The following is a 26,403-nucleotide window of genomic DNA, read 5'->3' as shown; positions in this document are numbered from 1 at the left end:
GTCAACGAAGCGACGCTCAGAACCCGAGATTTACACCACTCCACGGGACGTGACCCGAAGGATCGGCCAGGGCCGTGGCACCTCATGTCGTGGCAGCGACGAAAGTCCGGGGGCGGGTCGAAGCTATGATCGCGGATCATGCACTGCTGACTGCATTCCAGCCCATCAGGTCGTTGGATTCCGGATCCGTTATCGGTGCCGAGGCGCTCAGCCGTTTTCTTAGCTCACCGGGAAATTCTCCGGAAGCGTGGTTTGCGGAGGCTGAGTCCGTCGGGCTGGGACTGGAACTGGAAATAGCTGCCTTGGAAACGGCACTGTCCGCGGCCCGGGGTGTTCCCCCGTTCGTGTATGTGGCGTTCAATGTCTCACCCGGTCTTTGCCTTGACCCGAGACTGGTGCAGTTACTCTCAGGTGCCGGGGTCCCTGCGCGGCGAATCGTGCTGGAGGTGACTGAGCGCCATCCCGTGTTGGACTACGGACCGCTCGCCGCAGCTCTGTCCGGACTGCGTCGGGACGGGATAGGCATAGCGGTGGATGATGCCGGTGCCGGGTTCGCGTCCATGCGCCATATCCTGCAGCTCAAGCCTGACGTGATCAAACTAGACCGAAATATTATCGCTGGCATCGACTCGGACCTTGGCCAGCGGGCACTCGGAGCGGCGATGGTCGGATTCGCCACCCAGATCGGTGCCGTGCTGGTCGCCGAAGGCATCGAAACCTTCCAGGAGTTAGAGGCTGCCGCGGATCTGGGCATGAGTGCAGGCCAAGGGTTCCTGCTGGGTCGACCCACCGTCAGGCCCGAGGACTGGACCAGCTGGCGCGAAAAACCGGCCCTGAAGGGACGGCCTTGGCGTGCCAACGAAGCAGCCGACGGATGAAGCAGAAGGTGCTGCCGGCTTTCCTGAAGTGCCGGCATTTGACTAGGCGGTTTTCAGTCCTGCGCCTCTGGATTCCGGGCGTTGGGTGTGTGCATACTGGTTTTCCGGGCGACCCGGATCTGGGGTTTGGGAGCAATTTTGGACACTGCAACGCTGCGCGTCGCCTTCGGAGCGATCGCATTGACGCTGTTTCTGCTTTTTTATGGAGTCATATACCGCCGGACCCGCGCTCCCTACAGTGGGTGGTGGTCCTTGGCGCTGCTCCTGTTCCCCTTTGGCGCGGCCGGATACCTCTTGGACGGTACCACCCAACAGGTTTGGGCGAACCCTGCGGCGAACTCACTTTTGGTCGCAGGCGCAGCCAGTGTCTGGGCAGCGGCACGTTCCCTCAGCAAGGCCTCACCCAAACGGTGGCTGATCCTGCCTGGCCCGGCCGTCACAGCGGTGGCATCCGCGTTGGATCATCCGGCCTCAAACGACTGGGCCGGGGGACCGGTATTCCTTGGCCTGATGTGCGTGTTGTTCGCTCTTGCGTATCGTGAGGTGCGCTCACCGCCGGCAGAGTACGCACACATCCAAGTGCCCTTGGCGATTGCGGCAGGGTTCTTGGCCGCCTACTATTTGGGCCGCTGGGCCGCGTTCCTGGCAGAGGGGCCCCACGGCGCGGTGTTCGTCCAGTTTTTCGGTTCCCAGCCAACGACGTTCATCACCATGTTGCTCCTTGTCGTCGCTTCCTTCAGCATGGCCGCGCTCAACAACGAAGAGGTGGCAAAAGACCTGCGGATCCGGGCCAACAGGGATCCACTGACGGGGCTCCTCAACAGAGCCGGGTTCCTCGATCTGGCGGCCGGGCAAATACAGCGGACCAACCGGTTGGGACGGCCGGCCTCACTCATCCTGGCAGATCTTGACCACTTCAAAACGGTCAACGACACGTATGGGCATCCGGCCGGCGACCTGGTCCTTCAGGCATTTGCCGCGGCCTGTAACGCCGAAGTCCGCTCAGGTGACCTCGTCGGGCGCTTCGGGGGTGAAGAGTTCATCATCCTCCTGCCGGGAACTGGCATCGACACCGCAAACACCATCGCAACACGAATAAGCCGCACCCTTCAGGCAACAGATACAGACTCCCGGCACCCGACGGTCAGCTACGGGATAGCCTCCGCCGGAACAGGAACTGCCCTGCTTGAGACCATGATAGAGGCCGCGGACGCTGCCCTTTATCGTGCCAAATCCCGGGGCCGAGACTGCGTCGTGCATGCAGCGGACTGAGGCACAAAGGGAATGCGCCCACCCTCCGCTACGATGAATTCGCTGACCGTGCGCGAGTGTTGGCCTTGCATGGGAACTGGCGAGGACAGGTAGACAGCGTCCGGGCCGGCAACGGCAGAGGTAGGGGCAAGCAGCCAGCGGCCCGTGTCGCGTCAGTTGCCCTTCACTTCGAGGACGACCTTTACGTCCGTGTCCTGCCGCCGGAACGCGTCCTGGAAGTCGGTGAGTGGCACCTTGCGGGTGATGAGGCGCTGCAGCCATCCGCTGTCTGCCTTCTCCAGGGCAGCCGCCGCGGCTTCGTAGTGGCTGCGGTTGGCGTTGACGCTGCCGAATACGGATTCGTTGCCCAGCACTAGGGCCCGGTTGAGGGCACCGACGTCCACCTGGTCAGTTTTGCCGGTCGAAGACACACCTGTCAGGCACGTTACGGAATCAAGAGCCCGGCAGGTGACCGATTCCATTACCACGGAGGCGATGCCGGTGCATTCGACCAAGACATCGGCTTTGATCCCTGACGCGGTGAGGCTCTCTGAGACCAGTCACCCGACCAAGCAGGCCTGTCTCCGTTCAAATCCTGTCATCCCGACGTTGTGCACGTGAACGCTGTCTGCGGGTCAAGCTCGGCCGCTTCCAGGATGGCGGCGGCGAGCGCGACGGCGTCGACGGTGCGGTACTTCACCGCGGCAGTGATTCCGTCGGACTGGTCGATCTGGATGCATGGCAGGTCATCCTTGATGATCGGCCGCCATACCGTGAGGGTATCCTCCGGAATCGACGCGCTGGCATGGGTGTGAACGACATAATCCTCGGCTGCCATGAGTAGTCCGTTTCCTCGTCTGAAAATGGGCAAGAGAACAGTGTAAGCACCATGGCCCAGGACACGCATGCATTCCGGTCAGCAATCCGTCCCGCTCCACCGGCGAGGCCTCCCAGCTCAGTTGGAATAGCCCACGACTGAAAATCCTCAGGTGCCCGGTTCGATCCCGGGGGCGACCACGGGGGAGTAGCGCCCTTCACGTCGCAGCGACGAGGCTAAAGAGCAAACGTGCTGCACGGGTGCGGAATAACGTCGACCCAAAGCTGAGGTGAGAAAACCATACCCAGCGCGCCGTCAGCTTTGTTGTCTCCGCCGCGGTGGCCGGCAGAACATTTCCAAACCGGTATGCCTCAGGCAAGCGGCGCAGCCTGTTTACTCCGGATCTTGTGCTCTTAGGCTGTGGCTAGGTCCGGGTGTTGGTGTGCTGCTACGTTCGGGTGCGCCCGGAGTCGGTAGCGGAGTGCGTTGTCCCCGTAGGTTTCAAGGATGGGGCTGTTTGTCGGGTCAACGGAGAGGCCGCGAGCCTTGGTGTGGAACTCCGGGTTCATGGCGAGTTGGGGCATGCGCGCGTCCAGTGCGGGGTTGTAGAAGAAGGGCAGGGAGATTCTGTCGGTGCCGCGTGCGGGTGAGATGACGCGGTGCAGGGTTGCTTTGAGGTAGCCGTTGGTGGCCAGTTCCAGCATTTCGCCGATGTTCACGACGAACGTTCCAGGTACTTGGGGTGCATCGATCCACTGTCCCTGGTATTCGACCTGGAGGCCGCCCTTGCCCGGTTCAACGAGGAGTAGTGTCAGCACGCCGCCGTCGCGATGGGACCCCACTCCCTGTTTGGGTTCATCGCCGGATTCTCCCGGATATCGGACGATTTTGAGCATCGGAAAGGCCTTGTCCCCGAACGCTGCGTCGAAGCTGTCCTCAGGTGCTCCGAGGGACACGGCAAGCGCCCGTAGGAGGTTCATAGAGATGGCAGAGAGCCGCTCGGTCCACTCGGAGACGATGTCCTGCATCTCGGGCAGCGCCGTCGGCCAAAGGTTGGGTCCTTCCAGGAGCCTGTAGCGGGGAACACCGGGTCCCGGTTCCACGGCACCGCGTTCGACGCCGATGTCGATTTGCTCGCGCCAGTCGACGGCGCGGTCGGTGATCTCAGCGCCCATACGGGTGTAGCCGCGGAACTGGGGGCTGTGGATGTTCTCGACCTCAAGCTTTTGTTCCTCGGGAAGGTTGAAGAAGCGGCGAGAGATATCGAGCATGGAGTCAGTGAGTTCTTGGGGGATGCCGTGCCCCGCGAGGTAGAGGAAGCCCACGTTGTGCATGGCATCGCGGAGATCGTCCCGGAACCGGGAGGCTTCCGCTGGCCCGGCGCTCAGGCGGGAGTAGTCCAGAACGGGCAGTGATTCGAGTGACAAGGTCTTATAGTCCTTTGCGGCGAATTTCGGAAGAATATGTCGCGGTTGCTACCAACATTACGCCCGGCCGTTCAGGGGACGTCGTTTACATGTCGAAATATGTCAATCCGAAGGGTAATCAGTTGGTCAGGCCCTACCGGAGGCGTTGCCCCCTCCGCGATCTGCTATATCCCGATCTCCACGACATGACGGTCGGCGGAGCCCTCATCTGAACATGGCCGAGGGTCGTGGCCCATTCAACAACCAAGCAAACACCACTGAAGGAGAACCTGCATGAAGCCCTCAATCATTCTTTTCGATGTCAACGAAACCCTTTCGGATATGTCCCCCATGGGCCAGCGGTTCGTTGACGTGGGTGCCCCGGCACTCGTGGCGAAGCTATGGTTCGCGACCCTGCTGCGCGACGGCTTTGCGCTCACCGCCGCCGGAGACAGCGGCAGCTTCGCCGGGATCGGCGCCGAAGCGTTGCGCGGCCTTTTGACCGGCATGGACCTGAACCGGGACACCGAGGCTGCCGTGGAGTACGTCATGGCCGGGTTCTCCGGTCTCGGGTTGCACCCGGATGTCGTCGCCGGCGTCAAAGCTCTCCACGCAGGTGGACACCGCCTGGCGACCCTGACCAACGGCAACACAAAGGTGGCCGAGGATCTGTTCACGGCCGCCGGCATCCGGGGCGACTTCGACCTGTTGCTCTCGGTGGAGGATGCTCCGTCGTGGAAGCCCGGCAGGGCGTCGTACGAGTACGCTGCTTCCACATGCGGCGTCCGGCCGGAGGAGGTGCTGCTGGTCGCCGTTCACCCTTGGGACATTCACGGCGCGTCACGAGCGGGCTTGGCTACCGCGTGGATCAACCGGGCTGGCGGGCCATACCCGGACTATTTCCATGCGCCTGATTACACCGTATCCGCCCTTGCTGAACTGGCCCCGGCCTTATCTGGAGAAAGCTGAAGCCGGGCACAGCCGTACAATTCCATGTTACGAATACTGAGTCTCAACAGGAGGCGCCCGCGTTGAAGAACAGTCGGCGCGGCCTGCGGAATAGCCTGACTAACTTCCATTGCTGGGACAGCTCACGGACAGCTATTCTTCGAGTGTGGAATTGACCGTGGCAGCGGGGCGTGGCGAAGACAAGGTTGCCTTCCCAAACGATCCACCTTGCCCAGATGCGCTTGCTGCAAGCAGTGCCGGCCGCCCGGGGGCCTTGCCGGCTCAGTTAGGTCTTTCCCATCCGCCGACGTACCCAGCCCGGCGTTTTGGGCGGCATGAATGCCGCCGTCAGCGGTTCACCCGCGCCGCTTACCGAACGCATGGTCTCCGCCCGCTGGGTGATGCGTTTCTCTGCAGAATCGTGAGGAGATCACCGTGTTCGTAAGAGTCCCTGATCAGGCGTCTGAAACCGTTCCAAACGCCTGCGGCACCTGGCTGCACACGTCAGAGTAGGCCAGCGCCGTCTGGCGGAGAACCGTTTGCCAGCTCAGTGAAGCCTTTTTGAGCAGTGGAGTTGAAGCATGGCCCCGCGGCGTCGGAGGGCCGGTACGGTTCTGGAATTTTCCCGCGGGCATTTCCCATGCTGAGAGGTCAACGGGAAGCTACTGAGTTCCCGTCAATTTTTTTCACGCCAGTGGTGAAGCTACGTTCGTTGCGTCGAATCTGACGCCTTGGTTTTCACTACGGATCCTGACCTGCCACGGCCAGTCGCATCAAAGGACCAATCATGCAACGCATCTTTTCCTCACGGCCCCTCGCGCTACTGGCGAGCTTATCCCTTGCAGTCGCAGGATCCGTCCTGAGCCTGTCCCCGGAAGCACCGGCCGCCGCAGCAGCGGTACCTCTGGCCACGGACCGGATTGTCAGCACGCACCAGAGCACGCCTTCGACAAAAATCGTCTCGCCCGCCTTCACTACGAGCCAGACGAACGAACTCCTTGTTGCCTTAGTCATGTCGGACGGGCCTCGTTCCACGGCCGAGTCTGTCGCGTCGGTCGTTGGTGGCGGCCTCTCTTGGCGGTTGCGCGAGCGGACCAACGCCCGGCCTGGCACTGCGGAGATTTGGCAGGCCGTCGCGCCGAGCGTACTGACGAACGCTACGGTTACGGCCACTTACGCGGGCTCGTACCAGTCGTCGATGACTGTTGTGACATTCGTCGGCGCGGATTTGGCCACCGACGGCGCCGTTGGAACAGGGAGTGCCGTTACCGGGGCGCCCAACGCTTCCCTGACCACAACGCGGGCCGGCTCATGGGTCTGGGGAGCGGGAAATGACTGGGACAAAGCGATCGCCCGTACCGTCGGCGTCGGGCAGACAAAGGTCGATGAGTACCTCTCAAGCCAAGGCGATACCTACTGGGTCCAGCGCCAAAGCACAACGACGACGGCGGCACCTCCTGCCGCCGTCGCGATAAATGACACAGCACCCACAACCGACCAGTGGAACCTCTCCCTCATAGAAATTCTTCCGGCTTCGCCCGCAACAGGTGACACCACAGCGCCACAGATCTCCGCCGTCTCTGCCGGCACACCCAGTTCCAGCGGAGCAACCATCACCTGGACCACCGACGAAGGTTCCAGCTCGCAAGTGGAATACGGCACGACCACGGCATACGGCCAGAGCACGGTTCAGAATTCCACACTACAGACCACGCACTCGCAGGCACTGTCAGGGCTTTCGGCCGGCACCCTCTACCACTACAGGGTGAAATCCGCCGACGCGGCAGGCAATCTTGCCGTCTCGGGCGACGCGACGTTTACCACAGCGAACGGGTCCAGCACGGACCCGTCAGTGGTCGGCTCGTGGGGCCCTGTCGTTCCATGGCCGGAGGTGTCCATTCACGCGGCACTGACACCTACCGGCAAGGTTCTCACCTGGCAGGGCGACTTTTCCCAAGGCGGCCAGCAGTACCTGCTCGATCCCGTGACTGGCAGCTACACCCAAGTACCGAGCGCAGCCGCCGATCTCTTCTGCGCAGGTCAAGCGGTCCTGTCGGACGGCCGCATCCTCGTCGTAGGCGGGACAGCGACACAGGGTGGGCTGGGTATCCGCGATGTGACTGCCTTCGACCCGGCCACGGAAACCTGGCAGACTCTGGCGCCCATGAATCACCCACGGTGGTACCCGACAGCAACGACGTTGGCCGACGGACGCGTCCTGGTGACCTCGGGTTCGAACACCAGCTCGACAGATATCGTGCCCGTCCCGGAAGTCTATTCACCCACCACGAACTCGTGGACCGACCTGACTGGCGCGAACCGGAGCATCCCCTATTACCCCTTTATGTATCAACTGGGCGACGGCAGTATCCTTCAGGCGGGAGCGTCCGAACAAGCCACCTCGAGCCTGGACCTCAATGTGTCCACGCAGCAGTGGGCCACCGTGGACTCCCGCGTCCTGGACGGTGCCTCGATCGCGAACTACGCGCCGGGGAAATTCATCAAGGCCGGATCCGCCTCGGACGGGGGATTCACGGGGCAGTCCACTAATACCGCCTACACCTTGGACATGAACGGGCAAAACCCGGCATGGCAGGCGGCAGCCCCCATGGCGTTTCCCCGGAGCTTCGTGAATTTGACGAACCTTCCGGATGGCACAGTCCTTGCGACGGGAGGCGGAACCGACAAATCGGGTCAGGATGTCACCAAAGCTGTGATGCAGGCCGAGGTCTGGCAACCGGCCACGGGAACGTGGAGCACTGTGGCATCGATGTCAGCTCCCCGCCTTTACCACTCGGTGGCCGTCTTGCTTCCGGACGGTCGGGTCTTCGTATCCGGCAGCGGCGGGGACTCCGGAGTTGCGGACCAGAAAAGCTATCAGATCTACTCCCCGCCGTACCTCTTCAAAGGCCCGCGGCCGACCATCTCCAACGTACCGGGCAGCGCCCAGTACGGTTCGACGACCTTCATAGGAACACCTGAGGCAAGCCGGATCCAATCCGTATCCCTGATCAAGACGGGATCCGTGACCCACGCCTTCGACCAGAACGCGCGCGCCATGAACCTGAGTTTCTCGCAAGCCTCCGGTGGTCTCAACGTACAGATGCCTGTCAACGGCAACTACGCGCCTCCGGGGTACTACCTGCTCTCGATCGTTGATGCCAATGGTGTTCCGTCCACAGCCGCCATGATCCGGTTGTCGGCGCCCAGCCAGGACACAACTCCGCCAACGGCGCCGGTGGGCCTCGCGGCCTCTGCATCTGCAGGACAGATCGCCTTGACGTGGACGGCCAGCACGGACAACGTGGGCGTCACCTCGTACCGGGTCTCTCGCGACGGAACCGTGATAGGGACCTCGCCGTCGACCAACTACACCGACAGTTCCGTGGTCGCCGGTACAACGTACGCCTACACAGTCGCCGCCCTCGACGCGGCAGGCAATGTCAGCCCGCCGTCGAACACCGCCACGGCGCAAGCCGTCGCAGCACCCAATGGGATCACGATCGATAAGATCGTTTCCGCCCACCAAGGAACCAGCTCGACGACGATCAGCACACCGGGCGTGACAACCACGGGCTCCAACGAACTCATCCTTGCCTTCATAAGTTCGGACGGGCCGAATTCCGCGAATTCAGCCCGCATCGCCGGCGTTGCCGGCGCAGGGCTCAGCTGGACACTCCGACAAAGAACCAACACGCAACCAGGCACCGCCGAGATCTGGCAAGCCGTCGCCCCCGGCCCGCTTTCGAATGCGACCATCACCGCCACTCAGGCCTCGGGCAGTTGGCAGGCCGCCATGACGGTTGTCGCCTTCCGCGGCGCAGACACCACAACAGGAGCAACACTGGGTTCGAACGCCTCCTCCGGCGCGCCAACGGCCACCCTCACCACCACCAGAGCCGGTTCTTGGGTCTGGGGCGTGGGCACGGACTGGTCCAACCCGATAGCCCACACGCCAGGGTCGAATCAGACCCTCGTCGACCAGTACCTGGCGCCGGCGGGAGACACGTATTGGGTCCAACGACAGAACTCCACCACACCGCCGACCGGCACGCCAGTGACCATCAACGACACCTCCCCAACATCGGACCAGTGGAACCTCGCGATCATTGAAGTTCTCGCCGCACCCTAGCTCCGGACCCGATCCGAGTTCCAGCAGTCCCAGGGCCACGACTGGACTTTTCCACGAGCCAACGCGGCGCGTTGACGTTCCATGTCCTTGGGGGTAATCTCGGCGCCAAGCTGACGCGAATGGTTCACTGCCCGCGTGGCTGACAGAGACGGGGAATTAGTCATGCAACAGGCGTATCGGATTATCTGTCACATCATCGCTGCTTGTGTCGTCATTCAGGCTGCCGCCATTGCCTGGGCGACGTTTACTATGGGCCAATATGTACAAGACGGCAAGCCCATCACTGACAGTACGGACTTCGCGGGTTTCGACGTCCATCAGGTTGTGGGCCAGTTCATCATCCCGCCGTTGGCCCTCGTCCTGTTGCTCATCGCATTGATCGGCAAACTAGGAATCAAGTGGTCGGCGTGGCTGCTACTGGTCGTCGTGATTCAGGTCGCCCTAGCCTATGCGTCCTTCGCCGTGCCCGGTCTGGGAATCCTGCATGGCATCGTCGCATTCGCAGTCCTGGGGCTGGCCGAAGTCGCCGCCCGCGCCGTCGGCGCAGCATCCAGTCACGCCCGGGCAGCACAAGCTGGCCCCGCGACGTAGGTCCAGCGGTAGCACGGGACCCGTGCGGATCCTCTGAGGCCGTGCACTTGAGACCCACGAACCTCGACGACCGACCCATCATTCTGGAATGCGTGCCGTTTGGTTGAAACTGATAAGGATGTGATCCATCATGTCTGACGACGACAAAACCGAAGTCCGCTGGCGGTCGGAACCTGAGGAGCAGGACTATCCGGGTGCCACTGACTACTTGTCCCTTTTGGCGTCCGATGAGGTGGTGGCCTCCGTGGTCGTGGCGCTCAAGGGTGCGCCGATACAGCACCGTAAAGCAAAGGACATTCTCCGGGCAGCGAGGCTGGTGCTGCTTCCTGAGGACAACGCCCACGTGGCGGCTGACCTCCAGAAGATAAAGGATGGCAAGAAGCTGTCGCCCATTCTCATGGTCAGGGGCGACCTGGCCCGGGGTGTCCCGGCGCAGGTGGCTGACGGCTACCACCGGGTATGTGCAAGCTACTACACGAACGAAAACACCGATATTCCACTAAAACTCGTTGACGTGCCCGGGTAACCGCCGCAAGCCTGGTTGCTGGCAGATCCCCTCGGTCTACACTCCAGTCATGGCAGTGTTTATCGACGTGCACGTTGTTTCCCCCCGCAAGCTGGCCGTGGTCCGGCGCACGGTCGCCCCCGGTGAGGTTGGCTCGGCATGGGGGCCAGCCGTGGGACAGGTCTGGAACTTCATCCGCAGCCAGCCGGGTCTCTGGTCGAACGGCCATAACATCTTCGTCTACCACCATGCGAACGAGCCGGGCGCGCCCATCCTGTGCGAGTTCGGCGTTGAAGTCACGCGTACCTTCGAAACGGCGGGGGAGGTCTACGCGACCGAAACGCCAAGCGGTGAGGCTGCCGTGGCCATCCACCGCGGGCCGTACGACCGCCTCAACGAGACGTACAACGCGATCGACGAGTGGATGGCCGCGAATCGTCGGGAGTCTGCCGGGCACTCCTGGGAGATCTACGGAGATCCAACGCCGGATCCAGCCCAGACTGAGACAACAATCGTGCGCCTCCTCAAGTAGGACTTAACAGGGACCGCATCCAGGCAACGATGGTTGTCGAGAGCACTGGGTAGTCGCACAGCGGTGGTTTCTAGTCCCACCTGACCACGAGGTCCGCCCGCTCCTTCGTCGTCTCGATATACCGTGCGTTGTTTTCATCGGGCCCACGTGCCCATGCTTCCGCGGCGGCCGGCTCCATCCCGGCGTCGATATGGCGCTGAATGAGGCGTGACATCCGCGTGGCCCGTTCCGTCTCGACGAACCAGACCTCATCCAAGTAATTGCGAACTTTGTCCCAAGGGCCCTGCTCGGCAAGGAGGTAGTTGCCTTCGGTGAGGACGTATGGCGTTGACGTGGGAACGGCTATGGACGCAGCGATGGGCTCTTCGAGGCCGCGGCGGTATTCGGGCGCGTAGACGAGCTCTTCGTCGTTGTTCCTGAGACGTTCCAGTATGGAAAGGTACCCGCCGACGTCGAACGTGTCGATGGCTCCCTTCCGGGCGCTGAGCGGCGTGCCGCTAATGATGGCGTTGGCGAGGTGGAAACCGTCCATAGGCACGACGACGCTCTCCTCGCCAAGCTCCTGACGCAGAAGTTCGGCGAGCGTGGACTTGCCCGATCCCGGAGAGCCGGCAATCCCGACGATCTGACGCATTCCTGTGACGGATCGGCTGCGGACGCGGTCAGCCAGTTTTACGACGTCGCCGGGAACGATCAGCTGCACGGGCGCTCTCCTACGGCCGGGGACAGCGTAGCCGGACGAAGCCCGGGCCTCATCGAATGGAATCGCCCTTGAGCGTGCCGTCCAGCAGCGCCTGAAGCTCCCGGAAATGCCGTTCGGTGGCTTCGTGGTGGTAGGCGGAGGTGTCGGCCATGGTGTAGCCATGCGGGGCGCCCTCATAAATTGTGTTGGAGGCGGTGAGCCCGGCTTCATCGAGGGCCTGGCCCAGGCGCGACACTGCGGCCGGATCCATGCTGGGATCGTGGTCGGCGTGCCCGAACACGAATTGTGCCCGTGCATCACGCAGGCCCAAGTGTGGACTGTCAGAGGCGTCCGTTGCCAGGCCGCCACCATGGAAACCACCGCATGCGGCTACCAGCTCGGGGTGAGCGGTGGCGGTGCGGACGGCGAGCCTGGCACCCATGCAGTATCCGGTGGTTCCTATGGGGCCGGGCCTCACGCCGTCGAGTTCTGTGATGGCGGAAACCCATGCCTGAATGTCCGGTAGCGCTTTATCCGTGGTCAGGCGACCTACCCGGGGAAAAGCAGCCTTGCCGGCGGCCTCCCTGCCTTCCTTGGTGGACATGTCCAAGGTTGGGGCGAGGTCTTTGATGGAACCTTCACGGTAAAACACGTTCGGCGCCATGACCACGTAGCCCCAGTCCGCGATCCGCTGGGCCATTTCTTCGATGCGGGGGCGCAGACCGAACGCGTCCATGTAGAGAACGACGCCGGGAAAGTCACCTGTGCCGGTGGAGGGGCGGATGACTAAGGCTTCTGCGGTGCCGCCGGGGGCGGGGATGTCGATGAGCATGGGTTTACCCTATCGGAGCCGCCCCGGGAGTTCCCTAGAACAACGGCCAGGGCACAGCTGGCATTTCACCGCTCGGGGCAGGGAACCGCCCCGTCAGGCGCAGCCGGTCGCAGCGCGCATGGAGGGCTGCGATTTCTTCGGCGCTGAGCAAGCCAGCCAGCTTTCGGCCCAGCTCGCCATTTAGTTCTTCAGTGACACGATCGATGCCGTCGCGTTCCTCGGAGGTCAGAGCGTCTCCCACCCATCCCCACAGCACAGTGCGTAGCTTGTGGTCACTGTGAAAGGTGAGCCCATGGTCCACGCCGTGCCGGTGCCCGTCCGTCATGGCAAGGATGTGGTTGCCTTTGCGGTCGGCGTTGTTGACCACCAGGTCGAACACCGCCATGCGTCTCAGCGCCGGCGAGTCTTCGTGGACGAGGGCCACTATCCGTCCGTTGTCATCCTGTCCCTCAAGAACGTGTTTCCAGCCCGTCTCCGGCACGTCCTCGGCGGCAACAAGGTCCACTGCGTTTTGGCTGGGGTCTTGCTCCTGCCAGAGCTGCACCATTCCTTCGCCCAAGGGACCACCGCGGAGCCAGGTGTGCGGCACGACGTCCCAGCCGAAGACCTCCGAAACCAAGTAGGCGGCTACCTCCCGATGGGCCAAGGTGCCGTCGGGGAAATCCCACAGCGGACTTTCGCCTGCTATCGGCTTATAGACCATCGGGACGTCGCCGATGCTGCCGAGGAATGTAGCGTTTGACGCCGTCGTAATGCGGCCGGTAAGCGTCAGCTCGGCGGTCACCAGGTCCAGCGCCGGCATTAGACCTCGGGAAGGGTGCAGGTGTGCCCATCGGCGTCGATGGGGTACCCGCAGAGCGGGCACATGGGACGCCCGGCGTCGACGATCTCACGGGTGCGCTTGGCGAACGCGCGGGCAGTGCCGACCGGCATGCGCACCAGCAACATCTCGGGCACTTCAGCGACGATCTCGCTCAGCGGTTCGACGTCGTCATCAGTATCGACGTCGGTGAGGGGGTACGCCTCGACGACGACCTGCGCAGTGGTTGGGTCCCAGTCCAAGGTTATGGCGCCGGTCCGAAACTGCTCCTCAGGCGCCTCGAGCGGGTCATTGTCGACGAGTTCAACGGGAGTTCCCGTAGGAATGCTGAAAGGGTTGCCGTCAATGGTGATGAGCTGGTCGAGAATTTCGTCAATCTTCTCCGCGAGTAAGGCCGACTGCTGTTTCTCCAGGGCAATACTCACGATCTGCGCCCCTGCGCGCACCTGCAGGTAGAACGTCCGCGCACCGGGAAGGCCAATGGTGCCGATGACAACCCGATCAGGCCAGGCAAACTCGTGAACGCGTGTAGGCATGTCAGTATTTTAGGCACATGAAATTCACGGCGTCTTCTGCCCTGCGCCGCCGCCCACGGGCGCATCGCCAGAACTAACGCCATTCGACAACCACGACAAATCACCCGCTTCGGTGTTGATCGCGTAGACGCTCGGCCGGCTGGCACCGTAGTGAACGATTGATACGGAGGCCGGGCTCACGTTGATTCGCTGAAACAGATCCAGGTGCATCCCAAGCGCGTCGGCGAGGATTGACTTGATGACGTCACCGTGACTCACGGCCACCCACACGGCCCCGGGCCCGTTCGCGGCTTCGAAAGCGGCATCGTGACGCCGAATGGCAGCCACGGAGCGTGCCTGCATCCCTGCCATGGATTCACCGCCCGGAAAGACGACGGCGGACGGCTGGGTCTGCACCATCGGCCACAATTCCTCGGCCGCGAGATCGCTGAGTTTACGGCCCTGCCACTGGCCGTAATCGCACTCCGTGAGATCGGGATCCACCGGCGCGTGCGGCGTGCCGGCCTGCCGCTCGAGGATGAGTTGCGCGGTCTCCTGACAGCGTTCCAGAGGGCTCGAAACCACCCCGGCTACGGGCACGGACGCGAGCCTGTCTCCGGTCAAAGCCGCCTGCTCGCGTCCGACCTGGTCCAGGCTGACGCCGTCGGCCCGACCGGCCAGCAGTCCACTGGCGTTTGCTGTGGTGCGGCCGTGCCGCACGAGAATAAGTGTCGCCATCTCCCCAGCCTAACCATTCGGTCATACCACGGGGGTGTCAGGGTCAAGACCCCATTCCGCCCAGGATCCGTCATAGACCCTTACCCTCTCGCGTCCCATGATTTCGGTAAGCACGTACCAAGCGGTGGCCGCGCGGCCTCCGACCGTGCAGTATGTGATGAGCTCGTCCTCTCCTGCAGTCTCGGGCACGGGCATCGCCCGGCGCAGCTCGTCGACCGGGATGAACGCGCCTTTGCGGTCGTGGATGTCGCCGAACGGCCGGAGGACAGCCGTGGGGACGTGTCCGGCTCTCCCTCCAGGCTCCATCCCCCCGGACGGCCAGAACCGTTCTCCGGCGTACTCGGGTTCGGAGCGGACATCAAGAATTGTTGTTCCAGCGCGTCCGACGGAGCGCCGAACAGTAGGCATGTCGGCGAACAGCCGCTGGTCCCGTTCAGGAAGCTCGTACGGTGTCGGCTCCGGATGGGACGACGTCGTCGCGTAAGGGTGCCCGTCGGCGCGCCACGCGTCACGGGAGCAGTTAAGGATGCGGACATCGGCGTGCCCGTAGAGCTTGAGGAGCCAATAGCCGAGCGCCGGGGCGTAGCCATAGAAAACAACCGTCGATTCAGGCCCGATCCCCGAACGAGCCAAGAGTTGTTCGATTGCTTGTCTGCCGACGGGGCGATATCGGTTCTCTTTCAGGTCGGTGTAAACGTTCCAGAGCACGGCGCCGTCAATGTGCCACTGGTTATAGGCGGCCGCCGAAACGTCAATTTCCACGACGCGGACCGCAGGATCGTACAGATGATGTTCCAGCCAGATGGGTTCGATGAGCATGTCTTTAGTCTGGCCGCTTGTCCTTGGGCCAACCTTGGGCCAAAGTTGGCCCAAGGTTGGAGCTACCTTGGCGCCAGCGTGCTGTCACTCCACTTGGATCCATCCAAGCAGGTCCTCGCGGGTGACCGCGCTGAGGAGCGACGGGTGGTCGCTTGCGATGTGGCTGCGGATTGCTCCGATCACTTCCTCATCGGTGGCGCCGCGGACTACGAACCCGCATTCGCATCGGATGAGCTTGGCCATAATGTCCTCCTAAACCATTCACGGCCCTCCGTGGAACGTTGAGGTCGTATGCGATCATGGTGTCATGGCGGTGCAGTCAGCGCTGCGTCTGCAGATCTGCGGGCCACTGGTCGTGGAGCGGGACGGACTAAGGATCGACCGTGGGTTGCCCGGTCGCCAGGGACGCCTGATGTTCACCTACTTGGTCGTCAACCGGCACCGCCAGGTACCCCGCGACGAACTCGTCGACGCGCTCTGGGGTTCGGCCGATCCTTCCAGTACTGACGCGCGCCTCAATCCGTTGCTCTCTAAGCTTCGCCACGTCTTCGGCCCTGACACCGTGGATGGACGGGTCACCGTCCAGCTCCACCTCCCCGAGGCTTGGATAGACCTGGAAGCCGGCGTGGATGCAATACACCGCGCCGAATCCGCGGTGGCCCAGAAGGACTGGACCCGGGCATGGGGACCGGCTTTGGTCGCTTTGTTCACCGCCGAACGCGGGTTCCTGCCAGGCGAGGACGCAGAGTGGATTGACCAGACCCGCAACCAGCTTTCCGAGATCCGGGTACGGGCCTTGGAATGCTACGCCGCCGCCGAGCTTGGCATCGGGGGTGCCGAGCTTGCTGGCGCCGTCCGTGCAGGACGCCGGCTCATCGCCCTGGACCCTCTTCGCGAAAGTGGCCATCGCTACTTGATGCAGGCTCTGGCCGCCCAGGACAACCTTGCCGAGGCCGTGTCCGTGTACGGCCGGCTCTCCGATCTTCTCCGTGAACAGCTCGGCGTCTCGCCCGGCCCAAGGACGCGGGCGGTCTACGAGCAGCTCCTCAACCAGACGTGAACGGCGGAGGCTGCCCACCGTGTGAAACTGCTGCTGCCCACCAACCCCTGGGCGGGAATCGAGTACTACAGTTGACCTATGGCTGCCAGCCGCAATCCGCTTGATGACCTGCGTGAAACCATTGGCCACCTGGCCAACCAGCTCAAGCTGCCCGGTTCCGAGCGGGTCGATGACCTGATGGGCGATCTCATCGGTGTCAGGCCCGGCCCTGCCCGGCCGCTGTCCGAGGTGCAGGCCGAGCTCGACGCTTTGGTGGGGCTGGAGACCGTGAAGGAACAGGTGCGGGCCCTCGTCGCATTGCTCCAAGTCCAAGCGCGGCGTAAGGCCTACGGGCTGCCGGAGGTGGCCACATCACAGCACCTGGTGTTCCTTGGAAATCCGGGCACGGGCAAGACGACCGTAGCGCGGCTGCTCGCCGAAATGTACCGTGCGGTCGGACTGCTGCAGAAAGGCCACCTGGTCGAGGTCGACCGTTCGGGTCTGGTGGGGCAATACGTCGGGGCGACGGCGATCAAGACGGACCGGGTCATTCGGCGCGCGCTGGACGGCGTCCTGTTCATTGACGAGGCCTACGCACTGGCCCCCGAAGACGGCCGGATGGACTTCGGACCCGAAGCGATCGAGGTCCTGCTCAAGCGGATGGAGGACCACCGCCACCGGCTTGTCGTGATCGTGGCCGGGTATCCGCGCCTGATGGAATCCTTCCTACTCTCCAACCCCGGACTGCGCTCCCGATTTGCCCGCGAGATCACGTTCCCCGACTACTCCGTTGACGAACTCCAGACGATCTTCCAGCAGATGCTGGCCCAACACGAGTACACCCTGGAGGCGGGGGCTGAGGAGATGTTGCGCCGTGTCCTCACCGGGCTCCACGCGGGGGAGGACTCCGGTAACGCACGGTTTGCCCGCACCCTGTTCGAGCAGGCGCTCAACCGGCAGGCCCTGCGGCTCTCGCTCGACGAGGAACAAAGTCTCGACGCGCTCGATCGGGACGCCGTCATGACGCTCACCGCGGAGGACATAGTGGAGGCCGCGCTCGCCTTGGGTGAAGTGCCGGAGCCGGAGCCGACGGCGGAACCGGCGCGGTCGCGGTGGTGGCGCTGGCTGGAGTGATCAGATGGGCGGAGTTTTACGCAGCGGAACAGTGAAGCGACCGCATCGGCCTACTCGCATCCGGCTCTGGGTGGGCAGGCACCGAATACTCGCGGGGATGGCCGTCGTTGTCGTTGTTGCGCTCGTTGCTGTCACCGTGGTTTTTGGGATCACCAGCGGCCCGGTTTCCTCGAAGGCTTCCGGCGCGCCAGCAGGCATCAGTAAGATCCGGCATGTCATTGTCATCATGCAGGAGAACCGCTCGTTCGATAGTTACTTTGGAACTTTTCCCGGAGCTGACGGGATACCGATGCAGGACGGTTCACCCACTGTCTGCGTTCCGGATCCGGCCAATGGTTCCTGCGTGAAACCGTATTACGACCCATCCGACCGGAACAGCGGTGGCCCGCACGGCCAGAGCAACGCCACTGCGGATATCGACGGCGGGAAGATGGACGGCTTCATCGCCCAAGCAGCAAAGGCCTCAACGAACTGTGCACCCAACGATCCGGCCTGCGCGGGCGGGAAACAAACCGACGTCATGGGGTATCACGATGGGCGGGACCTTCCCAATTACTGGGCCTATGCCAAGAATTTCACTCTTCAAGACCACATGTTCGAACCCAACGCGTCCTGGAGCCTGCCTGAGCATCTGTATTTGGTTTCGGAGTGGTCCGCTAAATGCAGTCAGGCTGGCGATCCGGCGTCGTGCGTGAATGCCCTTCAAAGCCCGGGCAGCCCGCCGGACTTCACTTCCTCGATTAAGTCCACGTTGATTGGGAAGTGTCGGGTCGGGCTCCAAAACAAGGCCTGCCAGGACGCCTTGACGGCTGCGGGGATCAGCCCGGATCTTGCTGCGCAATTGCACGCCCTTATCGCGCAGAACTGTGCGGGCGCGGATTCCTATACCAGTTGCCAGGCTGCCATTGACAAGGCAACTCTCCCGGCGGCGCTCAAACAAAAGCTGCTGGCTGCCGCTCAACAGTTGGCGCCTCCTGACTACGCCTGGACGGATCTGACTTACCTGCTGCATAAACAGAACGTTCCTTGGGCGTATTACGTTTTCAACGGGACTGAGCCGGATTGCGAGGATGCCACGGCCATGGTGTGCGCCCCGGTGGCGCAGAACGCTAAAACGCCTGGTATCTGGAATCCGTTGCCGTACTTTGACACCGTTAAACAGGATGGCGAACTGGGCAATATCCAGTCCCTGACCAACTTTTATGATGCCGCCAAGAAGGGCACGTTGCCTGCGGTGAGCTGGATCAACCCAACAGGGGCCGTGAGCGAGCACCCGCCGGCGCTGGTCAGTACCGGGCAGGCTTACGTGACCGGGCTGATCAATGCGGTCATGTCCGGCCCGGATTGGGACAGTACCGCCATCTTCTTGTCATGGGATGACTGGGGTGGTTTTTATGACCACGTCACCCCGCCGGCGGTGGATGCAAACGGTTATGGCCTGCGGGTCCCGGGAATAGTGATCAGCCCCTACGCCAAACAAGGCAATATCGACCATCAAACCCTCAGCCACGATGCCTACGCGAAGTTCATCGAGGATGACTTCCTCCACGGGCAACGCCTCGACCCGGCCACCGACGGACGCCCTGATCCCCGGCCCGGCGTCCGCGAAAGCAACCCCCAGCTCGGCGACCTCGTGAACGACTTCAACTTCAACCAGCAGCCCACCAAACCCCTCATCCTCCCAGGAGGCACTACCTACTAAACGCCACCGCCTACCCTGGAAATAGACCGGCGATTGACGTGGCGATCACTACCGCGCACACGGCAGCGACGATTGCCATGCACACGAAATCCACCCCTCGGGGCCCGCGGCCACTTGGATAAGCCTGCGGGACACCCCCACGGATGGTGATGGACCGGCCGAGTTCGGCGGCGCGCCGTACAGACACGGCCGTGGCCGCGGTCAGCAGGTCAATCAGTTCCCGCGCCACCGCACCGACCGCTCCCACCCCGCGTTCCGTTGGTGTCCGGCGGAGCCGTCGGGCGGCAGCAAGAATCCTGAACTCTTCGAGCAGCAGCGGGAGACTTCGAAGGCATAGCCCCAGGACGAGGGACCATTCATGGACGGGAACCCCGACGGCGCGCAAGGGTGCCGCGAGGCGGGCGACGGCCGGGGCGATCTCGGCCACCGGCGTCGTCCAGGCCACGATCGCACCGAACCCGACTAACGCCGCGGCAATCGTCATTGACTGCACGTACAGTCCGAATCCCTGCCCCAATAACGACGCTCCCGCTCCCAGCAAGAGGAAGAACCAGGCCCACCTTGGCAGTCGTGGGATAGCCGCGATGGGGACGTGGGCAGTCCGGGCCGCAGCGAGGACCAGGAGGACACCCGCTGCTGCCGCCGGCCAACCAGGGAATCCGAGCATCACTACTGTTTCCAACAGAAGGCAGACCAGTTTGGTGCCGGCCCACAAGCCATGGATGACCGACGGACCGGGCAACTGGCGAAGCAGTACATCTCCAATTCCCGGGGCTCGTCGTCGGCGGTCGGCCTTTGCCGGACTCATGCGGCCCACTCGCGGGGTCGCTGGTCCAGATCCAGGTGACGCGGGCAGGCGGTTTCCAACCCATCCAGATCATGGGAGATGACCACCAGCGACAATCCGTCCCGTGCTCGCAGCGAAGCGAGCGTCTCACCTAGCTGCTGCCTGCTGAGTGGGTCTAAGCCGGCGAATGGTTCGTCAAGGACGAGCACGCGTGGTTTCGCACTGATCAGGCCTGCAAGCGCGACCCGCCGAAGTTGCCCTCCCGAAAGTTCTTCGATGCTGCGCGAAGCCAATGTAGGGGGGAGTCCGACGGCGTCGAGGGCTGCTGCCACGAACGTCGAATCGTCCGGCGTAACCCCTACCCGCCGCGATACGTGGCGCCCTGCGGCGGCCAGGATGTCCAATGCCACGGTGGGGCGTTGGACCTGCAGCCGTGAATGCTGGAATGCCAAAGCAACCAAACCCACTTGGTCTTGCATCGGCGCCCCGTCAAGGGTGCAAGCTCCGCGCTCAGGGCGGATAAGTCCCGCCAGGATCCAAGCCAAGGTTGACTTACCTGAGCCGTTCCCGCCCGTGATGAGCAAGCCTTCCCCTTCGTGCAGGTCGAAACTGACCGGACGCAGCGCCTCATGGGCCCACGGGGTCCCGGGCGCATAAGTATGTGCCACTTCCCTAAGCTCCAATACCTTGGGCGAAGGGGATGGTGCCGGCGCTGGTTCTCGCCGCACCAAGCGCGCGCCCGATGCTTCGGCGTGTCCCGTTGGGACCGACCTGCCGTCCGATGCGATACGGCCGCCCACCAAATGGATCACCCTGTCAGCCCGGTCCGACTCGGTCTCCGAATGGGAGACATGAACCACGGTGACAGGAAAGGAACGTGGAAGATCCGCCAAAAGTTGCAGCAACGCTGCCCGCCCATCCGCGTCAACCATGGCGGTGGACTCGTCGGAGATCAGCAGCGCCGGCCGGCGCACCAATGCTGCGGCAACGGCCAACCGCTGCAGCTCGCCCCCGGACAATGACGTTGTGGCCCGTTCCTGCATACCTGCCAGTCCCACTGCCGACAGGACGCCGGCCTTGTCCGCCGCAAAGCCCGCAGGCAGACCCCAGTCCAAGTCCTCACCGACGGTCATGCCCAACGCCTGAGTCTCCGGACGCTGGGTGATCAGGGCAGTTCCACCCACTTCGCCGAGTCCGGGCGCACCGGGCCGGATCACTTCGCCGGCGGTCGGCTCGGCACCGGCCAGCACCCTCACGAGCGTGGATTTTCCGGAGCCATTGGCCCCGGTGATCACAACAAATTCCCGTTCGGACAGAGCCACATCGATCCCTTTCAAGGCCTCCGTAGCCGCGCCGGGGTAGCGATACCGGACAGCTCTCAATTCCATGGGCAGGGGACCGGAAGGCTGTGGGGCGCGCCGGCCGGCGTCGTCCAATGCGTCATCGATGGTGACCCAGTTGACCCGAGCCAGTACCACGCTCAGCACCTTCCACACCGACAGCATCCCTATCGGCATGAACCCGGTTACTGCCAGGAATACCCACAGCCACCATGAACTAAGTACGACGTCGGTCGCATCCCTCACAAAATCAGCAATCGTGTTCGTTAGGGCAACGGCGTCCAATGCTGCCGCAACGCCGGCCGCGGCGCTCCGGAGCGCAGCGAAGGCCAACTCCCTTGCCGCGGAGAGAATCCATAGAAGTACCACTGCGGCGGCCCCACATAGTGGGCCAATCACGAACGATAGGCCTAATACCGTTTTCCATCCGCGGCCCCGGCGGCTGACCGAACCGACCACTCCTCCCATCACGGCGCAGGCGAGGACTGCCGCGCACGCACCCACGCCCCCAACGACGAAGCCAACTATGGAGCCGGCCACCGCACCGGCAAGGATGGCCCGGGCGCTGTGCCGCTGAGCCAGAACTGCGAGCGGGACCGATGCCAGTAGCTCCACCACCCCTGCCCGCGGCAAAAGGGACCCAACAACCACAATCGAAGCCGCCGCTGCAGACAGCACCGCAGCACTCCCGGCGTCGATCGGCCGCAACCGACCCGTGAAACTTCCTTCCGAACGCATATCCCGAGTATCCACTGCGCCGCTCCGAAGATCCTGACAGGCGCCTCCGCCCTAACGTGCCCCGTTTTGTCGGGTTGCCGTGTGATCACGACGTCGATAGAAGCTGGCGTGGAGGGTGAGGGCAATTATTGTGTACAGGACAGCACTGGGCAGGACTGGGCCATGGCTGGCGCGCAAGTGAGCACATGCCCAACGCATGGCGCGGAATCCGGCGGGGCAACCCGAGCAACCTCGGAAAGGAACAGACAAATGAAGATCACCGGCGCAGTTCTTGAAGAAATCGGCCGTTCTCGTCCCTTCGCTGAGTCACAACCCATCACCATTTCGGAGCTTGAGTTGGCAGGCCCTGGCCCCACCGAAATCCTCGTCCGGCTCGAGGCCGCCGGGATTTGCCACTCGGACTTGAGCGTCGTCGACGGAAACCGGGTCCGCCCCGTACCAATGTTGCTCGGACATGAAGCGGCCGGACGCGTCGTAGAGGTCGGCTCCGAAGTCAACGATCTGCAGCCGGGCCAGCGGGTGGTCATGTCTTTTCTTCCCCGATGCGAAAAATGCGCGAACTGTGCAGAGGACGGCCGGCTACCCTGCACTGCAGGATCAAAAACAAACGCCGAGGGAGTCCTGCTGCACGGATCCGCGCATCTCACCCGCGATGGGGAGACGATCTTCCATCACCTTGGCGTTTCGGGCTTCGCCACCCATGCCGTGGTTGACAGGGCCTCCGCAGTACCTGTCGGCGATGACGTTCCACCGGAGATCGCTGCTGTCCTTGGATGTGCTGTCCTTACCGGCGGCGGGACCGTGCTGAACGCGGCCCGACCGAAGCCTGAGGACAGTATTATGATCGTCGGGCTTGGTGGCGTGGGGATGGCCGCGCTGATCACTGCTATCTCACAAGGGGCCTCACGCATCGTCGCCGTGGATACCCTTGAAGACAAGCTCGAGCATGCCCGTAGGCTCGGTGCCCACGAAACCTACACGCCGCAGCAGTTGCTCGAGCAGGGGATAAAGGCCAAGTTCGTTATCGAATGCGCAGGAAACCCCAAGGCCTTCGAAACTGCCTTCGCTGCCACCGCTGTGGGTGGGACCACCATCACCGCCGGGCTTCCCTCACCCGATGCGCGCGCTCAGATTTCTCCCATGACCATCACCGGCGAAGCCCGCACAATCATAGGCAGCTACCTGGGGTCAGCAGTACCGGCACGTGACATCCCTAAGTACGCCCAGCTCTGGCGCGAGGGGAAGCTCCCCGTTGAAGAACTGATAACCACCCGCATCGCCCTGGCCGATATCAACCAAGCCATGGATGAGCTGGCGGACGGAAAGGCGGTCCGGCAGGTCATCATGTTCGACGCCGATGACGAACACCCGAGCTAAACGGCGGCGCAGCAACCCACCGCGAGGTCGTTTTCGGCTCTAAGTTGTACCGGCTGGATGCATTGCTTTTGGAGGATCTCGCTCGGGATGGCGGGCCAGTTGAGAGGCATCGCGCGCAGCTACAGCATGGTTCGGTTGCCGCTATGGCGGCTAAGTGCCCAGTAAGGCCCGAAACATCAAAAGCCCCGCCCGAGTCTGTGAATTTCCAGAGAGTTTCGTGGCGCGCGGTTGAACCTCAAGTGAACCTTGGGTCGGACAGCAGGAAACGCATGAGAAGGGGCCTTTCGTTCAGTAAGAATCCAAGGAGGGGACAACTTATTCCGTGGTTTTCAGATGCCCGAAAGGTCTTATTTCATGAAGTCAGCAAAGAGGAACGGAATCGCCGCAGCAGCGGTTCTAGGTGCAGTCATGGTGGCAGGCTCGGCTGTGGTGCCGGCGGTGGCCGCCGATGGTCAGCACGGCGCCCACGGGCAGGAGGGCAAAGGCGAGACGTCCAAGCACGTATTGGTGCTCTCGGTGGACGGCCTGCATCAGAAGGACCTCGACTGGTACGTCAAGAACCACCCGACGTCGGCCCTAGCCGCCTTGGTCAGTCACGGCACAAGCTACACGCACGCACAAACCCCTGTGCCTTCCGATTCGTTCCCGGGGATGGTGGGCCAGTTCACCGGCGGGAACCCGGGGACGACTGGGATCTACTATGACGACACCTTCAACCGGGCCCTCCTGCCTGCCGGGACGACGGACTGTAAGAACACCGCGCCCGGGACGGAAGTCGCACTGACCGAGGCCGCAGATAAGGATCCGAACGCGCTTGACGCCGGACAGGGTCTCTCCGGTCTGCCTTCCAGCATCATGAACATGACCGGCCAGCCGGGATCGCTGCTCAACCCGGCGGCACTCCCTGTGGACCCCGCAACCTGCAAGCCCGTTTACCCGCACCAGTATCTCAAGGTCAACACGGTCTTTGAAGTGGCCAAGAGTGCTGGCCTGACCACCGCTTGGTCGGACAAGCACCCCGCGTACGAAATCCTCAACGGCCCTTCCGGCAAGGGAGTGGATGATCTCTTCACTCCCGAGATCAATAGCCAGGCGCCCGCGCCATTCACCGGTGACTGGACACAGGACAACGCCGCAACCCAGCAGTACGACGGATACAAGGTCCAGGCCGTAGTGAACGAAATCGACGGCAAGGACCACTCCGGTACTAAAGCCGCGGCCGTGCCGGCCATCTTCGGCATGAACTTCCAGTCCGTCTCAACCGCCCAGAAGCTTCCGACGTCGGACGGACTGACCGGTGGTTACCTCACCGGCGGCACGGTACCCGGGCCGCTGTTGAGCAAGGCTTTGGACTACGTCGACGCGTCGGTCGGAAAACTGGAGTCGGCATTGTCGACCTCCGGGCACGCAAAAGACACCACGGTCGTCCTTTCCGCGAAGCACGGACAGTCGCCCATGGACCCCTCGGCCCTGACCCGTGTCCCGGACAGTGCGATCATCAGCGGACTTAACGCTGCCTGGAAGGCGGCCAACCCGGAGTCCGCAGATCTGGTGGCATTCTCCACCGACGATGACATCATGCAGCTCTGGCTCTCAGACCACTCCGAGAAGGCGGCGCAGTTCGCCAAGGACTACCTCGCCTCCCACTCGGCCACAGGGAACGACGTCAAGGGTGCCTCGAAGACGGTCGGAACGTCAGGGCTCAGCAAGATCTACGCGGGCAGCGAGGTCGCGGAATACTTCGGTACAAAGACCAGTGACTCGCGCTACCCTGACATTCTTGGCATCGCGCAGACCGGCGTCGTCTTCACCGGAGGCAAAGCCAAGATCGCCGAACACGGGGGCGCCTCCGCAGATGACCGTGACGTCCCGCTCGTCATCTCCGGGGCTCATGATGCCCACGCGCGCACAGTAGAAGCCACTGTCGAAACCACACAGATCGCCCCAACGATCCTCAAGACCCTTGGCCTGGACCCCAACAAACTCCAGGCAGTGCAGATCGAGGGAACTAAGGCACTCCCGCAGCGCTGACCACCCTTCCCGACGACACTGGAGGGCTTCCGAGGCACGTCCTCGAAGCCCTCCAGTGATTCGTACCGGGCCCAAGGCCGTGGCTGCAGAACCCCGTGGCTGAGAGGCAGGCAGGCGCCCCACTTCCGTGTTGGGAATCCATGTTTCATGATGTCGAGTATGACGAGAATAATCGGATGGGTCGCGGCGGCTGCGGTCGTGACCGTCGTCTTCTGCAGCGTTTACATTGCTTTCCAGCAATCTGGCCGGAGGTCCGCTGACATTGCACCGGCGGCGGCGGCCGCGTCGGCGATACAGATGCCCGGCACGTCTGTCTCGTCCGTCCCACGTCTGGAATTGACCCCGGAAAGCGGGGTTTTTGTGATTGTGTACGGCAGCGACGACACACCCGAAACGGGAACGGCAACCCTCCACGGCGTACTTCCAACCGTTCCGGCCGGAGTGCTCGATACGGCACGAAGGTCAGGCGCGGATGCCGTGACGTGGCAACCGGAACCCGGACTGCGGCTGGCAGTGGTTGCCCGGTCGTCGCAGGGAAAGGTTGTAGTCGCCGGGCAATCGCTCGCCCCCTACGAAGCCACGGACATCAGGGTCATGGTCTATTTGATGCTCGGATGGTTCGGTTGCGTCCTCCTCCTTGGCGCCGGGTTCGCAGTGTCAGTTCTGCTGGACCGTCGGCAGCGCTATCCCAACATGCGGTGACTCATCGTTGCCTGAGTACCGACGTCGAGGTGCTCGGACGTACGCCTCCGAGGCAATCCGGGCGGGGGCATCGGCAGGGAAAAACCG

General features: G+C 63.0%; 25 protein-coding genes. 13 read left to right on the top strand and 12 right to left on the bottom strand.

The annotated features are described in order from the left end of the window. Window positions 1-74: 74 nt before the first annotated feature. The gene (locus tag QRN04_RS04070) at window positions 75-878 is read left to right on the top strand and encodes an EAL domain-containing protein (protein ID WP_284974863.1); all 804 of its coding nucleotides are present in this window, start codon (window positions 75-77) and stop codon (window positions 876-878) included. A gap of 138 nt (window positions 879-1,016) precedes the next feature. After that, on the top strand, window positions 1,017-2,150 hold the full coding sequence (locus tag QRN04_RS04065) for a GGDEF domain-containing protein (protein WP_350224909.1): 1,134 nt from the start codon (window positions 1,017-1,019) through the stop codon (window positions 2,148-2,150). Between the two features lie 152 nt (window positions 2,151-2,302). Here the strand turns inward: QRN04_RS04065 and QRN04_RS04060 are convergent, their stop codons facing one another. The 3 genes from QRN04_RS04060 to QRN04_RS04050 all read right to left on the bottom strand — a co-directional run bounded on the left by QRN04_RS04060 (window position 2,303) and on the right by QRN04_RS04050 (window position 4,373). Continuing rightward, entirely contained in the window at window positions 2,303-2,659 is a 357-nt protein-coding gene (locus tag QRN04_RS04060; protein WP_284974881.1) for an MDR/zinc-dependent alcohol dehydrogenase-like family protein, read from the bottom strand. 68 nt (window positions 2,660-2,727) lie between these two features. After that, window positions 2,728-2,967: a hypothetical protein gene (locus tag QRN04_RS04055; RefSeq protein WP_284974862.1), complete on the bottom strand. Its 240-nt coding sequence runs from the start codon at window positions 2,965-2,967 to the stop codon at window positions 2,728-2,730. 392 nt (window positions 2,968-3,359) lie between these two features. Continuing rightward, a complete protein-coding gene (locus tag QRN04_RS04050) occupies window positions 3,360-4,373 on the bottom strand; it encodes an isopenicillin N synthase family dioxygenase (protein WP_284974861.1) in 1,014 nt (337 codons plus the stop codon). 273 nt (window positions 4,374-4,646) lie between these two features. Between QRN04_RS04050 and QRN04_RS04045 the strand changes: the two genes are divergently transcribed. The 5 genes from QRN04_RS04045 (at window position 4,647) to QRN04_RS04025 (ending at window position 11,060) form a co-directional block, all read left to right on the top strand. Next, the gene (locus tag QRN04_RS04045) at window positions 4,647-5,321 is read left to right on the top strand and encodes a haloacid dehalogenase type II (RefSeq protein WP_284974860.1); all 675 of its coding nucleotides are present in this window, start codon (window positions 4,647-4,649) and stop codon (window positions 5,319-5,321) included. Between the two features lie 766 nt (window positions 5,322-6,087). Next, window positions 6,088-9,432, top strand: a complete 3,345-nt coding sequence (locus QRN04_RS04040; RefSeq protein ID WP_284974859.1) for a galactose oxidase-like domain-containing protein — start codon at window positions 6,088-6,090, stop codon at window positions 9,430-9,432. Window positions 9,433-9,681: 249 nt separating this feature from the next. Beyond that, the gene (locus QRN04_RS04035) at window positions 9,682-10,023 is read left to right on the top strand and encodes a hypothetical protein (protein WP_284974858.1); all 342 of its coding nucleotides are present in this window, start codon (window positions 9,682-9,684) and stop codon (window positions 10,021-10,023) included. 130 nt (window positions 10,024-10,153) lie between these two features. Then, the gene (locus QRN04_RS04030) at window positions 10,154-10,549 is read left to right on the top strand and encodes a hypothetical protein (protein WP_284974857.1); all 396 of its coding nucleotides are present in this window, start codon (window positions 10,154-10,156) and stop codon (window positions 10,547-10,549) included. A 49-nt stretch (window positions 10,550-10,598) separates the two neighbouring features. Beyond that, window positions 10,599-11,060 carry a GyrI-like domain-containing protein gene (locus tag QRN04_RS04025; protein WP_284974856.1) on the top strand — a complete coding sequence of 154 codons (462 nt, stop codon included), beginning with the start codon at window positions 10,599-10,601 and terminating at the stop codon, window positions 11,058-11,060. Window positions 11,061-11,130: 70 nt separating this feature from the next. On the opposite strand, the gene QRN04_RS04020 is transcribed toward QRN04_RS04025, so the two are convergent. The 7 genes from QRN04_RS04020 to QRN04_RS03990 all read right to left on the bottom strand — a co-directional run bounded on the left by QRN04_RS04020 (window position 11,131) and on the right by QRN04_RS03990 (window position 15,709). Beyond that, complete coding sequence (locus QRN04_RS04020; RefSeq protein WP_350224908.1) at window positions 11,131-11,763, bottom strand: nucleoside/nucleotide kinase family protein; 633 nt, start codon at window positions 11,761-11,763, stop codon at window positions 11,131-11,133. Between the two features lie 49 nt (window positions 11,764-11,812). Beyond that, on the bottom strand, window positions 11,813-12,574 hold the full coding sequence (locus QRN04_RS04015; protein WP_284974855.1) for a dienelactone hydrolase family protein: 762 nt from the start codon (window positions 12,572-12,574) through the stop codon (window positions 11,813-11,815). A 34-nt stretch (window positions 12,575-12,608) separates the two neighbouring features. Beyond that, window positions 12,609-13,376, bottom strand: coding sequence for an SCO1664 family protein (locus tag QRN04_RS04010; RefSeq protein WP_284974854.1), 768 nt, complete (start codon window positions 13,374-13,376; stop codon window positions 12,609-12,611). Then, the gene (locus tag QRN04_RS04005) at window positions 13,376-13,930 is read right to left on the bottom strand and encodes a DUF3090 domain-containing protein (protein ID WP_284974853.1); all 555 of its coding nucleotides are present in this window, start codon (window positions 13,928-13,930) and stop codon (window positions 13,376-13,378) included. The genes QRN04_RS04010 and QRN04_RS04005 overlap by 1 nt, the downstream gene beginning before the upstream one ends. A gap of 24 nt (window positions 13,931-13,954) precedes the next feature. Further along, window positions 13,955-14,647, bottom strand: a complete 693-nt coding sequence (locus tag QRN04_RS04000; protein WP_284974852.1) for a histidine phosphatase family protein — start codon at window positions 14,645-14,647, stop codon at window positions 13,955-13,957. A gap of 21 nt (window positions 14,648-14,668) precedes the next feature. Beyond that, window positions 14,669-15,466, bottom strand: a complete 798-nt coding sequence (locus QRN04_RS03995) for a sulfurtransferase (RefSeq protein WP_284974851.1) — start codon at window positions 15,464-15,466, stop codon at window positions 14,669-14,671. A gap of 84 nt (window positions 15,467-15,550) precedes the next feature. Next, window positions 15,551-15,709 carry a DUF1059 domain-containing protein gene (locus QRN04_RS03990; RefSeq protein ID WP_284974850.1) on the bottom strand — a complete coding sequence of 53 codons (159 nt, stop codon included), beginning with the start codon at window positions 15,707-15,709 and terminating at the stop codon, window positions 15,551-15,553. 64 nt (window positions 15,710-15,773) lie between these two features. Here QRN04_RS03990 and QRN04_RS03985 point away from each other — a divergent pair, with 64 nt between their 5' ends. The 3 genes from QRN04_RS03985 to QRN04_RS03975 all read left to right on the top strand — a co-directional run bounded on the left by QRN04_RS03985 (window position 15,774) and on the right by QRN04_RS03975 (window position 19,341). Next, complete coding sequence (locus tag QRN04_RS03985; RefSeq protein WP_284974849.1) at window positions 15,774-16,526, top strand: AfsR/SARP family transcriptional regulator; 753 nt, start codon at window positions 15,774-15,776, stop codon at window positions 16,524-16,526. Between the two features lie 78 nt (window positions 16,527-16,604). Beyond that, window positions 16,605-17,639, top strand: a complete 1,035-nt coding sequence (locus QRN04_RS03980) for an AAA family ATPase (RefSeq protein WP_284974848.1) — start codon at window positions 16,605-16,607, stop codon at window positions 17,637-17,639. A 97-nt stretch (window positions 17,640-17,736) separates the two neighbouring features. Continuing rightward, entirely contained in the window at window positions 17,737-19,341 is a 1,605-nt protein-coding gene (locus tag QRN04_RS03975; protein WP_284974847.1) for an alkaline phosphatase family protein, read from the top strand. 10 nt (window positions 19,342-19,351) lie between these two features. Here QRN04_RS03975 and QRN04_RS03970 read toward each other — a convergent pair whose 3' ends face one another. Next, window positions 19,352-20,149, bottom strand: a complete 798-nt coding sequence (locus QRN04_RS03970; RefSeq protein ID WP_284974846.1) for a CbiQ family ECF transporter T component — start codon at window positions 20,147-20,149, stop codon at window positions 19,352-19,354. Next, window positions 20,146-22,206 carry an ABC transporter ATP-binding protein gene (locus QRN04_RS03965; RefSeq protein WP_284974845.1) on the bottom strand — a complete coding sequence of 687 codons (2,061 nt, stop codon included), beginning with the start codon at window positions 22,204-22,206 and terminating at the stop codon, window positions 20,146-20,148. The genes QRN04_RS03970 and QRN04_RS03965 overlap by 4 nt, the downstream gene beginning before the upstream one ends. 249 nt (window positions 22,207-22,455) lie before the next feature. Here QRN04_RS03965 and QRN04_RS03960 point away from each other — a divergent pair, with 249 nt between their 5' ends. From QRN04_RS03960 to QRN04_RS03950, 3 genes are all read left to right on the top strand, one after another. After that, window positions 22,456-23,583, top strand: a complete 1,128-nt coding sequence (locus tag QRN04_RS03960) for an alcohol dehydrogenase catalytic domain-containing protein (RefSeq protein WP_284974844.1) — start codon at window positions 22,456-22,458, stop codon at window positions 23,581-23,583. Between the two features lie 354 nt (window positions 23,584-23,937). Further along, window positions 23,938-25,614 carry an alkaline phosphatase family protein gene (locus QRN04_RS03955; protein ID WP_284974843.1) on the top strand — a complete coding sequence of 559 codons (1,677 nt, stop codon included), beginning with the start codon at window positions 23,938-23,940 and terminating at the stop codon, window positions 25,612-25,614. A 159-nt stretch (window positions 25,615-25,773) separates the two neighbouring features. Beyond that, window positions 25,774-26,316 carry a hypothetical protein gene (locus QRN04_RS03950; RefSeq protein ID WP_284974842.1) on the top strand — a complete coding sequence of 181 codons (543 nt, stop codon included), beginning with the start codon at window positions 25,774-25,776 and terminating at the stop codon, window positions 26,314-26,316. Window positions 26,317-26,403 lie beyond the last annotated feature (87 nt).

Source organism: Arthrobacter sp. efr-133-TYG-104 (genome assembly GCF_030208915.1).
Lineage (GTDB): Bacteria > Actinomycetota > Actinomycetes > Actinomycetales > Micrococcaceae > Arthrobacter.
The sequence above is the reverse complement of the archived record's forward strand: the minus strand, read 5'-3'. Positions and strand labels throughout refer to the sequence as shown.